The sequence below is a fragment of the Salimicrobium salexigens genome, assembly GCF_900156705.1.
Taxonomy (GTDB): Bacteria; Bacillota; Bacilli; order Bacillales; family Halobacillaceae; genus Salimicrobium; species Salimicrobium album.
Genome location: NZ_FTOK01000005.1, coordinates 12,454 through 27,124 on the forward strand (window position 1 = coordinate 12,454; position 14,671 = coordinate 27,124).

The following is a 14,671-nucleotide window of genomic DNA, read 5'->3' on the forward strand; positions in this document are numbered from 1 at the left end:
ATTGGCAGGTGCAGTCTCTTTGCCTATTAACATTTTCGCACCTGTATTTATTTTAGAGGAACCTTCCACAAGAAAAAGCGACTTTGATAAGTTCTTCGATTGTTTTGAAGATAGGGGGTGCAATTGTTGACCAACTTGTATTTAGTCAGACATGCTCATTCCGTGTACACTCCGGACGAGCGCGGGAGACCATTGTCCGACAGAGGACTTACGGACGCAGCTATTGTTACGGAACTGCTTAAGAAAGAGGATATCAGCCGGGTGGTTTCAAGTCCTTACAGACGTGCTTTCCAAACAGTTGAAGGAATAGCCAGGCATATAAATAAAGACGTTGAAGTAATGGAGAACTTTAAAGAACGTCTTTTGGCAGGAGAACCCGTAGGGGATTTCACGGCAGCTATTACCAAAGTATGGGAAGATTACGATTTTTCATGGGAAGGCGGGGAGTCGAATAGAATGGCCCCACAGAGAGGGGTGGCTGCCGTTTCGCAACTGCTGAAAGATAGTCCTGAGGAAAATATGGTGATAGGCACACATGGCAACCTTATGACTCTGATTATCAATTATTTCGATGTTAATTGTGGTTTTGCATTTTGGAAGGAGCTTGCAATGCCTGATATTTATAAGCTCTCGTTCGAAGGAGAGAAGTTTTTACACATGAGAAGGTTATGGTCGTAACGGGTTGCATAAGGGAGGTGAACATCATAGCCAGCACTACTTATGAATACTTTGCAGAAAAAGTCGGGGAAGGGGAACCGGTGATTTTTCTTCCTGCCGGAGGATTTTCCGGTAATGAAGGTTTGAATATAGCCGAATACCTACAGGTTGATTTCGAGACTCATATGATTGATTTGCCGGGTATCGGCAGAAGCAGCGGCATCAGTGGAAAGGTGACATCCATTGTGCTGGCGGACTGGGTGAAAGAATACATGGACCGGAGGGAAATGAAGAACGCGGTGGTAATCGGACACTCGTTAGGCGGGGCTGTCGCTCTGTCTTTCGCCAGACACTATCCAGAGCGGGTGCGTACCCTGATTTTATTGGATCAGGGACACAAACCTTTCCCGAAAGTGCCGACTTCGGAATTCGGAATTTTCGCTTACGCTTTTCCATTACTGAATGCGGGAGTGAAGCTGTTCGGAGAGCGTCTGTTAAAAAGACTGGAAACATTTTTTAAAGAGAGTGGAAACGGTGATTTTGATAGGCAGGTTACCAATTTTTGTGCACATGTAAATGTAGAAGAAACTCGGTACGTGCGTACGGCTTTACGATCTCAAACCGACTTTTCCGCCCGCGGGCTGAACTTGATGTTCGGGTACTACAACCTTGATATCCCGGGTCTCCTTAATAATATTACTTTGCCCACCCACGTATACTATGCAACATTCGCCGATCTGGACGATAGAGAACGGAGAAAAACGGAACATCATTTAAAAAAGCTTCGGAACCGTTCTTTTCCTGTAACCTGGCACGCTGTTGAAGGCGGACATTTTGTGCACTGGAATGAAAATTTTTCTTTGAAGAGTGTGAAGGAAGTTTTAACGTTTCACGAAGAAGAAAGGGAGAAATAGTATGAGTATGTCGTTTATTTTTTCTATCATTATGACAGCAGGTCTTATCATTTCCATAATCATTCTCGTCAAAAAAAGAAAAGAAGCGGATATTACCGGGGTTAAAAGCGCGCTGACTTCCATTTGCTTCTTTCTTATCGCTGTAACGAATCTCGTTGCCTACTGGTTTGATATGTTGGGACTAGTATCCTGGTCTCTTACTGTTATTTTACTAATCGCAGGTGCCTATTTTACGAAATACCTGCCGGAAAGAAAGGAGCGGAACTATGGCCGTTGATACCAACGAACAGGAGAACCGCAGTGAGGGTAATTCTTCCAGAGAAACGTATATCAATGACCAGATGCAGAAACACTCGCCATTTTTCAGGAAAATATACCATACCCTATATACGATCAACGATTTTCTGCTGGGGCTGTGGTTTTTCCTCGGGAGTGTCTGTTTTTATTTTGAGGAGCCTTGGCGTGTAATAGGGGTTACTCTATTCGTGGTGGGGAGTTTTCAATTTCTTCTCAGACCTTCGATCCGTCTCGTCCACGAGTTCCATGCACGACGTCATTACGGAGAAGAATACGATAAGCAGCAGAGCGGGCAATAGCTTTCGTCTGCCATAACAAAAGCCGCCTTACCATAATGGTAAAGCGGCTTTTTTGAATGTTTATGAAGTGACTGCTTCGCTTTCGGCAGGAGCCGTGTTGCGAATCAGATAGTCGAAAGCACCGAGGGCAGATGTTGCACCCTGACCCATGGAAATGATGATCTGCTTATAGGCACTGTCTGTACAGTCGCCTGCCGCAAAAATTCCGGGTACGTTTGTTGCACCTTTTTTATCGACTACGATTTCACCGGTTTTCGTACGCTCAATGGAATCATCGAGCCATTCGGTGTTCGGTACGAGACCGATCTGGACGAAGACACCTTCGAGTTCCAGGTGGCGTTCTTCCCCGCTCACGCGGTCTGTGTAAGTCAGGCCGTTCACTGTCTCGTCTCCTGTAATTTCCGTCGTCTGTGCGTTTGTAATAAACGTTACGTTCGGAAGACTGTGAAGACGATCCAGCAGTACGGAGTCCGCTTTCGATGCGGAAGAGAACTCAAGGACCGTGACGTGTTTAACCACGCCTGCAAGGTCGATGGCTGCCTCCACACCGGAGTTGCCGCCGCCGATGACCGCAATGTCTTTCCCTTCGAACATCGGTCCGTCGCAGTGCGGGCAATAGGCTACTCCTTTGTTCTTGAATTCCTGTTCGCCGGGAACGCCGATATTACGCCAGCGGGCACCTGTGGAGAGAATGGCTGTTTTACTTTGCAGAACAGCTCCGTTTTCCAGTTCCACTTCGATGTGGTTATCTTTGCGTTCGATATTCGCAGCTTTTACCTGATTCATCACGTCCACATTGTAGCCTCCGACGTGTTCGTGAAGATTGGAGGAAAGCTTCGGTCCGTCTGTTTCCTGGACGCTGATAAAGTTTTCGATAGCGTTCGTATCGAGAACCTGGCCGCCGACACGGTCGGTAAGCAGTCCTGTACGGATGCCTTTACGTGCAGCATAGATAGCGGCACTTCCGCCGGCCGGGCCTCCGCCTACGACAAGAACATCAAACGGGTCTTTCCCTTCGAATTCAGAGGAGTCGGGACCGCTTCCGAGAGCAGAAAGAATCTCTTCCAGCTCCATGCGGCCGCCGCCCCATTCTTCATTGTTCAGGAAGACGGTCGGAACGCCCATAATATTTTTGCTGTCGACTTCGTCCTTGAAAGCGCCGCCTTCGATCATGGTGTGGGAAATACGCGGGTTCACCACGCTCATGATGTTCAATGCCTGAACGACGACAGGACAGTTGTTACAGCTTAAGCTGACGTACGTTTCGAAATGATAGTCTTCATCAATCGCTTTGATGCGATCAATCACGCTCTGTTCAACCTTCGGCGGACGACCGCTCACCTGAACGAGCGCCATGACGAGAGACGTGAATTCGTGTCCGAGAGGAACCCCGGCGAATGTGATGCCGATCTCTTCATCCGGACGATTGACGCTGAAACTTGGCGTGCGTTTCAGCTCTGTCTTCTCTACGTTTATGCGGGAAGACATAGTGGACAGTTCATCCACCAGCTCGAGCATCTCTTTGGATACGTCATCCGAGCCTGCACTTACTTTCAGGACGATGTCGCCTTCAAGCAACTGAAGATATTGTTCAAGCTGTGCTTTAATATCTTTGTCTAGCATATTTTATCCTACTCCTTAGATTTTACCTACAAGATCAAGGCTTGGTTTAAGCGTTTCTTCGCCTTCTTCCCATTTGGCCGGGCAAACTTCACCAGGGTTTTTACGAACGTACTGGGCAGCTTTCACTTTATCGATAAGCGTGCTTGCGTCACGTCCGATACCGTCTGCGTTGATTTCGGCAGCCTGTACGACACCGTCCGGGTCGATGATGAACGTACCGCGGTCCGCTACACCTTTTTCTTCGATAAGAACGTCGAAGTTACGGGAGATTTCGTGGGAAGGGTCCCCGATCATTGTATAGGTGATTTTATTGATGGCTTCCGAGTGATCGTGCCATGCTTTGTGAACGAAGTGAGTATCCGTGGATACGGAGTATACTTCAACCCCAAGCTCCTGAAGTTTAGCGTACTGATTTTGCAGGTCTTCAAGTTCTGTCGGGCATACGAACGAAAAGTCCGCAGGATAGAAGCAGACGATGCTCCATTTCCCTTTCAGATCCTCATCAGTAACCTCGATAAAATCATCGCCTTCTCTGAAAGCTTGTGCGCTGAATGGTGCTATTTCTTTTCCGATTAAAGACATTTAATATCCTCCTAAATAGTAATAGTAAAGGTCATACCATATCTATCTTACATATTGTTCTGTGCAATGTCACACAAAACGCACAGGAAAAAATTAGACAAAATTGTGACGGAACGTGACCAAATTTTCACCGCTGAACCTGACCTGATTCTTCCTGTTATAAGTCTGTGCATCAGCAATATCCCGGACCCATTTTTTGTGAGTTGATTCCCTATTGGAATGTAAACATTTTTATGCAGTTCCTTTCAAATGTTACGATAGGTTTTTCTTTGAATAGGAAAAAAATGGTTTGTGTGTACATAGTGAAGTTAGAAATCAGTTTAATGAAGGGAGTAATTACTATGCAGACCATCTACTATGGCGGGGACATTCTCACAATGGAAGGAGAGGAAGTTCCCGTAGAAGCCATTCTGGTGGAAGACGGTGTTATTAAGAAGAAGGGGAATCTGCAGGAGGTGGAAGCGGCAGCCGAAACAAAGGGCACAGAACAAGTACATCTGAACGGGAAAACGCTTATGCCTTCTTTTATTGATCCTCACAGTCACTTCCCCTTCGTAGGGCCGGTGTCCCGTATGGCGGACTTGAGTGGATGCGGAAGTTTCGAGGAGGTTGCAGACGTTCTTCGTAAGTACCTGGAACGGAATGAGTTTGAAAAAAACGAAGTGGTCCTCGGATTCGGGTACGATCATACGATGCTGAAAGAACAGAGTCACCCTGTAAAAGAGGTGCTGAACGAAATAACCGATCGCCCTCTCTTCGTGTTCCATGCGTCCGCCCATATGGGATGCGCTAATGATGCCCTTCTGGACATGGCGGGTATCGACTCCCGTACGGAAGAGGTGGAAGGCGGAACGATAGGAAGAATGACGGGCAGTATGGAACCGGACGGCTATCTGGAAGAAACGTGCCTCTCGCTCGTCCAGCAGTACATAGCAGGTGGATCGGAACGTGAATACTTAAAGTTACTGGAAGAAGGTCAGGAAGTATATGTACAGAATGGAATAACGACTGTCCAGGATGGGGCGGCGTCTCTTGAGACGGTGGAACTGTGCAAAGCCCTGGCCGAACAAGGTAAGCTGAATGTCGACGTTATCTCATACCCGCTAGTCGATAATGACCCGGGGAAAATATTTGAAGCGAATGCGCCTTATGTAAAACGGTATCATAACAGATTCAAACTCGGTGGATACAAAATGCTGTTGGACGGGACTCCTCAGGGAAAAACGGCATGGCTCACCGAACCTTACGAAGGAGACGAGGAGTACAGAGGAACGTCCTGGTACAAAGACGAAAAGGTGAGAAAAGTGACGGATGAGGCTGTTCGGAATAATATTCAACTATTGACCCACTGCAACGGAGACGCTGCCGCGGATCAGCTGCTCAGAAATTATAAGAAGTCCATGGAAGAACCACAGCAGTCCGGGAAAGAAGAGTTGCGTCCGGTTATGATTCACTGTCAGACAGTTCGTGATGACCAGCTGGATGTAATGAAGGAAATACAGATGATTCCTTCTATATTCGTCGATCATACGTATTACTGGGGAGATGTCCACTTAAGAAATCTCGGAGAAGCGCGGGGAAGCAGAATCAGCCCTGCCAGATCCGCTATAGACAGAGGGCTGCCGGTTAATCTGCATCAGGATTCTCCAGTGATCAGGCCGGACATGCTTCAGACGATCTGGAGTGCGGTGAACCGGCAGACAAGAGGAGGAGTAATAATCGGTCCGGAGCAGCGGATCAGTGTGAAGGAGGCACTCCAGGCCGTCACGATTCACGCTGCTTATCAATACGGGGAGGAAGACACAAAAGGGAGTATCAAAGAAGGGAAGTGGGCGGATCTGGTTATTCTTGACCGTAATCCTTTGGAGATTGATCCCATAGAGTTAAGAGATATTCAGGTGGAAGAAACTATTAAAGAAGGAGAAACGCTTTATAAAAAAGCAGAAAAATTGAATATACAGTAACCTGTTCCGTTAGTTTGGAGTTTTCTTACGTATAAGTGTAGAGGGGCTATTCACGTTAAAACTCGGTTGCACAATCCTGCTTTATTAAAAAAGAGGAAGGTCCTGTTTAAATCGGAAGGACCTCCCTCTTTTTATGCTACGCATACTTTGTTTCTTCCCGTCCGTTTAGCTTCGTAAAGCGCTTCGTCTGCATCGTTCAGAAGCGCTTCGGGTGATTTGGTCGTTTCTCCATAACAGGCGACACCGACAGAGACGGTTACACTGATGGTTTCACCGGTGGTCAGTAAAAAGGAATGATTCTCGACGCTTTCGCGGATTCTTTCTCCTATTTGTACGGCACGGTCGGTAGGACAGTCGAGAAGAATCACCGTGAATTCCTCCCCGCCGTTCCGGCTCACGATATCAAAAGAACGCACCGCATTTTTCAACAAATTGCCAAGCTCTATTAATACCTCGTCTCCTTCTTTATGACCGTACGTGTCATTAATGCTTTTGAAATGGTCGATATCAATGAAGAGAAAAGAAAGTCTTTCGTCTTTCTTTCGTGCTTCTTCGCTTACCGAATTGAAGATCTGGTCAAATTTCCTGACGTTGTTCAGCCCGGTCAATGCATCAGTGGAAGATTCGGCCTTGAACTGAATCATCATCCTTTGATTTTCCCGGGCGTACTCAATGACATAGAAGGAGCTGAAGCCCGCTATATAGGAAATGGTCCAGTAAGAAGGGATCATCGGGAGAAGGATACCCGTATCACTGATCAGATAAAGGATCAGCATAGTAAACAGTATGTTGGAAGCGGTGAGGGACAGAAATATCTTGACCCGTCTCCCTCTATTAAGTTTTCTCGCGCCAAGCGCAGCGAGAGCGATAAGCACGATGAAAATGATCGCCAGCAGGGACGATTCACCGAAACTGATGAAGAAGCGGCCGATTATAATGAACAATAAGGCTACGAGACTCGGAATACCACCCCCGTAGTATGTAACGAGAACGAGAGGGATATGCCTCAGGTCGATGATAGTCTGATCGAAATGCATACTGTACTGCATTAAAATATTACTTAAAACTCCTGCGAGTGCCCCGGTAATAACTTTTTTTCTTAACGAAGAGGAGGTCCTCAATGAGGAATCGTTGGTAAGCTGGGAGTAAATGAACAGGCAGGTGATCAAAATGGCCAGGTTAGACGTTAACTCTTTTAAAATCATACAGTCACCCCATGTTTCTGCAGCTGAATTATGAAACCGATACAATTTATACTATACCATTTTCACAAATTTGGAAATCTGTATTAAAAGAAAGCTCCCGCACATTCTGATGCGGGAGCTTTCTGCTTTCCTAAGTGCGGTCCGGCTGCAGGGTTTCTTTCATTTTCACCCAGACGATGATACCGGACAAAAGCGGAAGGAACGCGACGAGACCGATGGCCCAGGTAACGCTTAAGATATCTGCTAAAATACCTGCAATCAAGGCTCCGAAGGCGTAGCCGCTGTCTCTGAAGAACCGGTAGATGCCCATGGACGTTGCCCGCCATTCGGGGTGGGCGACATCGCTTATGGAAGCAAGGATGGTCGGGTAGACCATGGCGGTCCCTATTCCGAGCAGAGCCGCTCCGGCTATCCATAGTGGGTAGGTATCCACGAGCAAGATGAACCATAAGGATAAAGCCTGAACAATCATGCCGGGTACGATCAGTTTTTTCCGTCCTATTTTATCGCTCCACACTCCGGTGAACAACTGGAATATTCCCCACGCTGTCGGATATACTGCCACGACCGTACCGGTCTGTACGACACTTAATCCTCCGGCCGTAAGAAAAATGGGGAATAGCCCCCAGGCCATCCCGTCTTTTAAGTTGGTCGTCAGCCCGGCGAAGCTGCCACTTGCGAGGTCAGAGTTTTTCCAGGAGGTACGTTTGAAAATCTCCCACCCGGACACGTGCTCCGCATCTCCCTGTTCGCTGGACTGCGTTTTTACGTGTTCTTCTGTATTCCGTACGGCAAGAGAGAGGAGGAACCCGAGGACGACGAGTACAATTCCTATATAAAAAGGTTCCGGGCTGAGGGAGTAAGTGGAAGCCACGTACCCGGAAACCGAGGCCATAACTGCAAGTCCGAGGTACCCTGCGAATTCGTTGAAACCTACAGCCAGTCCCCGCTGCGTCGACTTTGCGAGATCTACTTTCATATTGACCGTCATCGACCAGGTAAGCCCCTGGTTAACGCCAAGAAAGACGTTCGCGACGATGATCATCCACCAGGCTTGGGCGAAGATGACCATGATCGGTACAAATAAACCGATGCCCCAGCCGAAAAGGAGGACTCTTTTTCTGCCGGTTCGATCCGCCAGGTTTCCTGCGAATAAATTGACCAGAGCTTTCGAGAAACCGAAGCTGACGATAAAGGAGAGCGCAGCACTGGTCGACAGCAGGCCGAAACGCTCTTCTCCTATCATCGGAAGCACGGTTCTTTCCAGACCGACCATGGACCCGACGAACAGGTTAATGATTACGAGCATTACAAATTGCACAATGTTTTATCTGATTCCTACCTGAACTTTTTCCACGCTTCTTCTCTCCTTTTCAAAACTGCATCGGATTTCATATATCTATATTCGTGCATGAAAATTTCCTTTACGACCGGCCGGATTCTGCTGCGGCCCCGGCAATAAGCCGCCACTTTCCTGTCGATCTCTTCTGATTCTGTAATGAAGTCTTCACGCAAAAGAAAGGTATGAGTAGTCCGGTCTGCGTCTAAGGATTTTATGGAGAACAAATCGACTGCCTCCGAGCTCTTCGATATTTACTGAACCGGGAGAACTTGTAATAAATGATATCTTTGAAAGTTCTGATATCCAACCCGTACACCCTTTTTACTATATTTCATTCAACTAATCGATTAAATCTTCTCATCGGCGAAAGTGAAATGTGAAGTATTATACAGCCCAAAGGATAAAAGAAGAAAGTGTGTGTAACCCCGGCAGAATCACGTGGGACCCTTCAATATAATTTAGCAACCATCAGATAAGTCATTATAACGAAGGAATTGTACGATATACGGACGTAAACTCTATACAATTTAAATTGTATAGAAATCCAAAAGTTTACGCGGTTATTTGGAAGTTTGTTTATCAGCTGCCAGAGCTTATACTTTCACACAGATTGAAGGAGAGAAAAATTTGGAGGTGGCGAGTTTGTTGCAATTTGAACGTGTAATGAAGAAGTACGCTGACGGGACGCCTGCTGTCAGTAATCTGAATCTGAACATTGAGGAAGGGGAATTCGTCTGTTTCATCGGGCCGAGCGGCTGCGGAAAGACTACGACGATGAAGATGGTCAACAGACTGATTGATATTACGGAAGGAACGATTTACATAAACGGTAAAGATATAAAGTCCCAGAACGCTGTGGAACTGAGGCGTTCGATCGGATACGTCATCCAGCAGGTAGGGCTGATGCCGCATATGACGATCAAGGAAAATATTTCTCTTGTAGGAACGCTGCTGAAGTGGCCTTCCGACCGTAAAGAGAAACGCGCTAAAGAACTTCTGGCACTCGTCGACATGCCGGAGGAGTACCTTGATAAGTACCCTCACGAGTTAAGCGGCGGGCAGCAGCAGAGGATCGGCGTACTTCGTGCTCTGGCAGCCAATCCGCCGTTGATTCTAATGGATGAACCTTTCGGAGCGCTGGACCCGATCACGCGTGACTCCCTGCAGGAAGAGTTCAAAAAACTTCAGAAGGAATTGAATAAGACGATCGTATTCGTTACTCACGATATGGATGAAGCTCTGAAACTCGGAGATCGGATAGTCATTATGAAAGACGGGGAAGTGGTGCAGGCAGATACACCAGAAGAAATTCTGCGCAACCCGGCCAATGAGTTCGTGGAAACGTTCCTCGGTAAAGATCGACTCATCCAGGCACGTCCGGACGTCACGACGGTGGGTCAGATCATGGACACGGATCCGATTACGGTGACTTGCGGTACCAGCCTCAAGGACGCTATCGCAACGATGCGCGAGCGCCACGTCGATACCCTGCTTGTCGTCGATCGTGACGGTACGCTTCGGGGATTCCTTGATGTGGAGGCGATCAACCTCAATTATAAAAAAGCGGCTTACGTGGAGGACGTTATGGAAACGGACCTGTTTTCCGTGTCCGAAGACAGCCTTCTGAAGGATACTACGCATAAGATTCTGCGTCGCGGTGCCAAATACATCCCCGTTACCGATGGGAATCATCACCTTACCGGAATCGTTACCCGGGCCACGATGGCGAATATCGTATACGACACCATCTGGGGAGAAGGTCAGGAGCTCGACAGTCTGACTGCTACTACATGATAGGGGGAGGAAATGATGCAGACATTTTTTACTGAACACGGAACAGAATTACTCGTGAAGACGTGGGAGCACTTATATATATCGTTCACCGCGGTCGTACTCGGGGTACTGGTCGCCATTCCACTGGGGATTCTTTTCTCGAGAATGCCTAAGTTTGCGGATAAATTCATCTCGGTGATCGGGGTTTTGCAGACGATTCCGAGTCTCGCCATACTGGCGTTTTTCATTCCGCTCGTAGGTATCGGGAAAGTGCCGGCGATCATTGCTTTGTTCGTATATTCACTGCTGCCGATTTTGCGTAACACATACATCGGACTTCGTGATGTCGACAAAAACGTACTCGAAGCCGGATCCGGGATGGGTATGAGTAACTGGCAGTCCATCGTGAAAGTGGAACTGCCGCTGGCGGTACCCGTGATTTTGGCGGGCGTACGACTGTCCACTGTCTATCTTATCGGCTGGGCTACGCTGGCAGCCTTCATCGGCGGCGGCGGTCTCGGTGACTTCATCTTTGACGGCCTGAACCTGTATCAGCCTGTGCTGATTGTCGCCGGTACCGTTCCGGCTACGATCCTGGCCATTATCGCTGATCGTGGACTGGCTTTTGCAGAAGGAAAATTGACCTCGGATGGACTGAAAGACTCGTATAAAGCTGCTTAAATTTTGGAGGTGACTGCACGTGAAGGAGAAAACGACCAAACTGCTGCTGATTGCAGTTGTTCTGGTAATGCTTACGGGCTGTACGCTGCCCGGGCTTGCCAGCGGAGGGAAAGATACGATTAAAATCAGTTCGCTGGCTACGTCGGAATCGGAAATTCTGGCGGAGATGCTGTCGATTATGATTGAACGCAATACGGAGGCGGGAACGGAGCTTGTCAGTAAACTGGGCTCCTCCATCGTCCAGCACCAGGGAATGGAACGCGGAGACATCGATATTTCTGCAACCCGTTATACCGGGACGGACATTGCCGGGGCCCTCGGTATGGATCCCATCAAAGATCCGGAGAAAGCACTGAAAACCGTGAAGGAAAAATTTCCGGAACGTTTCGATCAGACGTGGGCTCCAAGCTATGGATTTGAAAACAGCTACTCTGTTGCTGTGACGAAAGAGTTTGCGGAAGAAAACAATATAGAAAATGTCTCAGACCTCGAGCCGTACGCCGATGAACTGCGCTTCGGGGTGGATAACGCCTGGGTCAACCGGAAAGGGGACGGGTATGACGGTTTTCAGGAAACCTATTTTTCCTTCGGAGATGTATTCCCGATGGACACCGGTCTCGTATATGAAGCCGCTGCAAGCGGTCATATGGATGTCGTGCTGGCTTATTCCTCGGACGGACGCATCAAGGATTTCGATTTGAAAGTGCTCGAGGACAACGAACAGTTCTTCCCGCCTTATGATGCTTCCCCGGTAATCGCGAACGATACACTGGAAAAGTATCCGGAGATAAAGACCATCACGGAAAAACTGTCCGGACAGATTACTACGGAAAAAATGCAGGAGCTCAACTTTAATGCGGCCGTTGAACACGTGAATCCGAGAAAAGTTGCCCGTCAGTTCCTCGAAAACAACAATTACTTTGAAGATGCGGCAAAGGAGGAGAACTGATATGGAAACGATTGTTGAATTCATCAATTATACTCTGCAGAACAGTGGATATATCTGGACCCAGTTTTACCGTCACTTTCTGATGGCGGCCTACGGTGTTCTGTTTGCCGCAATTTTCTCCATCCCTCTTGGCATTCTGATTGCCAGGTACGGCAGGCTCAGCAGCTGGGTGCTGGCTGTCGGCAGTATGATCCAGACCATTCCGGCACTCGGGGCTATGGCGGTTCTCATGATTTTTATGGGACTTGGAACTAACACTGCGATCGTAACGCTGATGCTTTATTCTATTCTGCCGATTACCCAGAATACATATGTCGGTATTAAAGATGTCGATCAGACAGTCATCGAGGCCGGGTATGCTTCCGGTATGACCCGTTTTCAGCTGCTGCGGATGGTCGAACTGCCACTGGCGATCAGTGTGATTATGGCCGGTCTCCGGACGGCTCTCGTCATCGGTATCGGAATTGCAGCTATCGGAGCTTTCGTAGGAGCCGGGGGCCTCGGAGCCATCATCCTTACAGGAACCAACGCCACCAACGGCACTGCGATCATTCTCGCCGGGGCTGTACCGACAGCTGTTATGGCCATCGTAGCCGACCTGATTCTCGGAGGAATCGAGCGGAAACTTCAACCGGCTAATAACAATTGATCCCGGAAGTTTGAACAGTTCGTAGAAAAAAACAGCAGTGCGAGGAGGTGGACGATGATTATCGAGAAGAACGCAGCATGTACGCTTTCGGACGGGGAAGTACTGCGGGCCGATGTTTACCGGCCTGACGATGAGGAGCGGCATCCCGTATTGATGATGCGTCTCCCCTATGACAAAGAGACGCCGAGGTATTTTGAAGAATATTTGTCTGTACCCCGAATGGTGGAGGCAGGGTATGTCGTTATTCTGCAGGATGTGCGCGGCCGATTCGCCTCCGGTGGAGAGTTCTACCCGTTCGTCCATGAAGGAAAGGACGGATATGATGCGGTCGAATGGGCGGCGCGCCTCCCTTTCTCCGACGGCCGGGTGGGAATGTTCGGGATGTCTTATCACGGTTATACGCAACTGGCAGCGGCTTCCCAGCACCCTCCGTCCTTGCGGGCGATAGCCCCCGTCATGACGATGGCTGATCCCTGGGAGGGGCTTCTGAATGATTCGGATACAGTGTCCGCGACCGGAAAATTCGAGACCTGGGTGCTCGGTTCAATGATAGAGGACCATCTGAAACGTAAAGGTACACTGGATGAAGAAAAACTTCAGCATTATCTCGATAACCTGCCGGATTATCTGTATGACTTCCCTGCTGACACATGGGGACCCGTGCAGGATCTTGATCCGGACTCGTATTTTTTTGAAGTAATGCAGCGTCGTGTCCCGTCCAGGGTAGTAAAGGAAGCTGACCTGCGACAGACTCTGCAGTCGGCTACGGTACCCGCTTTATTCATGGGCGGCTGGTATGACGCCCTTCTTCCGTCGACTCTTTCGGCTTATCGGGTCTATAACGGAGAAAAATCGTTCTGGATTGGCCCCTGGACACACGAAGAGATGACGGGAAGGGCCGGTGAGGTCTTTTTTGAAGGAGCGGAAACAGAAATCGGAACTGAGCGTATTAAGGATACGACGGAGCTTCATATCAAATGGTTCGATCACTGGCTTAAATCGAAGCCTTCCGGAGTGGAAGATAAGGTACATCTGTACATTACGGGCAGCAACAAGTGGCGATCTTTTCCATCCATGCCGCATGGCAGAGAGGCAGAAACATTTTTTCTGAAAGGATCTCATGAACTGTCAGCTGCTGAAGGGGGAGGCGGACTTGGTAAGGAGAAAGATCAGCAGCCCCTTCCTCACCATATGCTTCTGGATCCCGGGGCGCCCGTCCCCACTTACGGGGGGAGTGCTCTCGTTGCCGGCAACGAGTCCGGAATGTTCGATATCTCCGGACTGCAGACAAGGCCGGACGTTCTCGTTTACACGAGCGAACCTCTTAAAGAGAAAAAGCTTATTATGGGAGAGGTCGAAGCGCGACTGTGGGGAGAAGCACCTTCCGAATTATTCGATGTGTTCATCCGTCTGTCCGAAGTGGATGAGTCAGGACGGGCCTGGAATATCACCGAGACGTATCACCGGGAACGCGTCGTACCACGTGAACCGGCCGAAATGAATCTGAGCGTCGGGGTCACAGCTCATGAGGTGAAGGCAGGGCACCGGTTACGGATCGATCTGTCAGCCTCGAACGCCCCTCATTACGACGTAAATCTGAATAACGGTCAGACGACAAGGACCGCCGTCCACGGGGAAAAGGCGACCGAGTTCATATATAGCGGGCCGGAAAGAGCTTCAGCCATCTATTTACCTGTTGAACGTTAAACAGGTACCGGCATCTGTTTGGAAACGGC

At 48.7% G+C, this 14,671-nt stretch carries 14 protein-coding genes; 10 read left to right on the forward strand and 4 right to left on the reverse strand.

Annotated features, from left to right (window positions below; genetic code table 11):
* The first annotated feature begins 117 nt into the window (after positions 1–117).
* From BW931_RS07040 to BW931_RS07055, 4 genes are read left to right on the forward strand one after another with little or no spacing between them, the layout of a single operon-like run.
* On the forward strand, positions 118–678 hold the full coding sequence (locus BW931_RS07040; protein WP_327288373.1) for a histidine phosphatase family protein: 561 nt from the start codon (positions 118–120) through the stop codon (positions 676–678).
* Complete coding sequence (locus BW931_RS07045; protein ID WP_234972601.1) at positions 669–1,571, forward strand: alpha/beta hydrolase; 903 nt, start codon at positions 669–671, stop codon at positions 1,569–1,571. Before BW931_RS07040 ends, BW931_RS07045 begins: the two co-directional genes overlap by 10 nt.
* A 1-nt stretch (position 1,572) precedes the next feature.
* Positions 1,573–1,848, forward strand: a complete 276-nt coding sequence (locus BW931_RS07050) for a hypothetical protein (protein WP_084193874.1) — start codon at positions 1,573–1,575, stop codon at positions 1,846–1,848.
* Positions 1,838–2,167, forward strand: a complete 330-nt coding sequence (locus BW931_RS07055) for a YrhK family protein (RefSeq protein ID WP_008588060.1) — start codon at positions 1,838–1,840, stop codon at positions 2,165–2,167. Before BW931_RS07050 ends, BW931_RS07055 begins: the two co-directional genes overlap by 11 nt.
* 60 nt (positions 2,168–2,227) lie before the next feature.
* Here the strand turns inward: BW931_RS07055 and ahpF are convergent, their stop codons facing one another.
* Positions 2,228–3,790, reverse strand: a complete 1,563-nt coding sequence (gene ahpF, locus BW931_RS07060) for an alkyl hydroperoxide reductase subunit F (protein WP_076571137.1) — start codon at positions 3,788–3,790, stop codon at positions 2,228–2,230.
* Between the two features lie 15 nt (positions 3,791–3,805).
* Positions 3,806–4,372 (reverse strand): alkyl hydroperoxide reductase subunit C, encoded by a 567-nt coding sequence (ahpC, locus tag BW931_RS07065; protein ID WP_008588064.1) that lies wholly within the window; start codon positions 4,370–4,372, stop codon positions 3,806–3,808.
* Between the two features lie 302 nt (positions 4,373–4,674).
* On the opposite strand from ahpC, the gene BW931_RS07070 reads away from it, so the two are divergent.
* A complete protein-coding gene (locus tag BW931_RS07070) occupies positions 4,675–6,336 on the forward strand; it encodes an amidohydrolase (protein ID WP_234972603.1) in 1,662 nt (553 codons plus the stop codon).
* A gap of 131 nt (positions 6,337–6,467) precedes the next feature.
* Here the strand turns inward: BW931_RS07070 and BW931_RS07075 are convergent, their stop codons facing one another.
* Both BW931_RS07075 and BW931_RS07080 read right to left on the reverse strand, forming a co-directional pair.
* Entirely contained in the window at positions 6,468–7,541 is a 1,074-nt protein-coding gene (locus tag BW931_RS07075) for a GGDEF domain-containing protein (RefSeq protein WP_076571142.1), read from the reverse strand.
* Positions 7,542–7,671: 130 nt separating this feature from the next.
* Positions 7,672–8,850 carry an MFS transporter gene (locus tag BW931_RS07080; protein ID WP_234972606.1) on the reverse strand — a complete coding sequence of 393 codons (1,179 nt, stop codon included), beginning with the start codon at positions 8,848–8,850 and terminating at the stop codon, positions 7,672–7,674.
* Between the two features lie 675 nt (positions 8,851–9,525).
* On the opposite strand from BW931_RS07080, the gene BW931_RS07090 reads away from it, so the two are divergent.
* The 5 genes from BW931_RS07090 to BW931_RS07110 all read left to right on the forward strand — a co-directional run bounded on the left by BW931_RS07090 (position 9,526) and on the right by BW931_RS07110 (position 14,642).
* Entirely contained in the window at positions 9,526–10,677 is a 1,152-nt protein-coding gene (locus BW931_RS07090; protein ID WP_076571432.1) for a betaine/proline/choline family ABC transporter ATP-binding protein, read from the forward strand.
* A gap of 15 nt (positions 10,678–10,692) precedes the next feature.
* Positions 10,693–11,337 carry an ABC transporter permease gene (locus BW931_RS07095; RefSeq protein WP_008588078.1) on the forward strand — a complete coding sequence of 215 codons (645 nt, stop codon included), beginning with the start codon at positions 10,693–10,695 and terminating at the stop codon, positions 11,335–11,337.
* Between the two features lie 67 nt (positions 11,338–11,404).
* The gene (locus BW931_RS07100; protein WP_052034734.1) at positions 11,405–12,286 is read left to right on the forward strand and encodes an osmoprotectant ABC transporter substrate-binding protein; all 882 of its coding nucleotides are present in this window, start codon (positions 11,405–11,407) and stop codon (positions 12,284–12,286) included.
* Between the two features lies 1 nt (position 12,287).
* Positions 12,288–12,935, forward strand: a complete 648-nt coding sequence (locus tag BW931_RS07105; protein WP_076571147.1) for an ABC transporter permease — start codon at positions 12,288–12,290, stop codon at positions 12,933–12,935.
* Between the two features lie 54 nt (positions 12,936–12,989).
* The gene (locus BW931_RS07110) at positions 12,990–14,642 is read left to right on the forward strand and encodes a CocE/NonD family hydrolase (RefSeq protein ID WP_076571148.1); all 1,653 of its coding nucleotides are present in this window, start codon (positions 12,990–12,992) and stop codon (positions 14,640–14,642) included.
* Positions 14,643–14,671 lie beyond the last annotated feature (29 nt).

Excerpts from the sequence above, each read along its gene's own strand:
- BW931_RS07045 (WP_234972601.1), top strand. The coding sequence starts at position 669 with ATGGTCGTAACGGGTTGCATAAGGGAGGTGAACATCATAGCCAGCACT.
- BW931_RS07050 (WP_084193874.1), top strand. The coding sequence starts at position 1,573 with ATGAGTATGTCGTTTATTTTTTCTATCATTATGACAGCAGGTCTTATC.
- BW931_RS07055 (WP_008588060.1), top strand. The coding sequence starts at position 1,838 with ATGGCCGTTGATACCAACGAACAGGAGAACCGCAGTGAGGGTAATTCT.
- ahpF (WP_076571137.1), bottom strand. The coding sequence starts at position 3,790 with ATGCTAGACAAAGATATTAAAGCACAGCTTGAACAATATCTTCAGTTG.
- ahpC (WP_008588064.1), bottom strand. The coding sequence starts at position 4,372 with ATGTCTTTAATCGGAAAAGAAATAGCACCATTCAGCGCACAAGCTTTC.
- BW931_RS07075 (WP_076571142.1), bottom strand. The coding sequence starts at position 7,541 with ATGATTTTAAAAGAGTTAACGTCTAACCTGGCCATTTTGATCACCTGC.
- BW931_RS07080 (WP_234972606.1), bottom strand. The coding sequence starts at position 8,850 with ATGCTCGTAATCATTAACCTGTTCGTCGGGTCCATGGTCGGTCTGGAA.
- BW931_RS07095 (WP_008588078.1), top strand. The coding sequence starts at position 10,693 with ATGCAGACATTTTTTACTGAACACGGAACAGAATTACTCGTGAAGACG.
- BW931_RS07100 (WP_052034734.1), top strand. The coding sequence starts at position 11,405 with ATGCTTACGGGCTGTACGCTGCCCGGGCTTGCCAGCGGAGGGAAAGAT.
- BW931_RS07105 (WP_076571147.1), top strand. The coding sequence starts at position 12,288 with ATGGAAACGATTGTTGAATTCATCAATTATACTCTGCAGAACAGTGGA.
- BW931_RS07110 (WP_076571148.1), top strand. The coding sequence starts at position 12,990 with ATGATTATCGAGAAGAACGCAGCATGTACGCTTTCGGACGGGGAAGTA.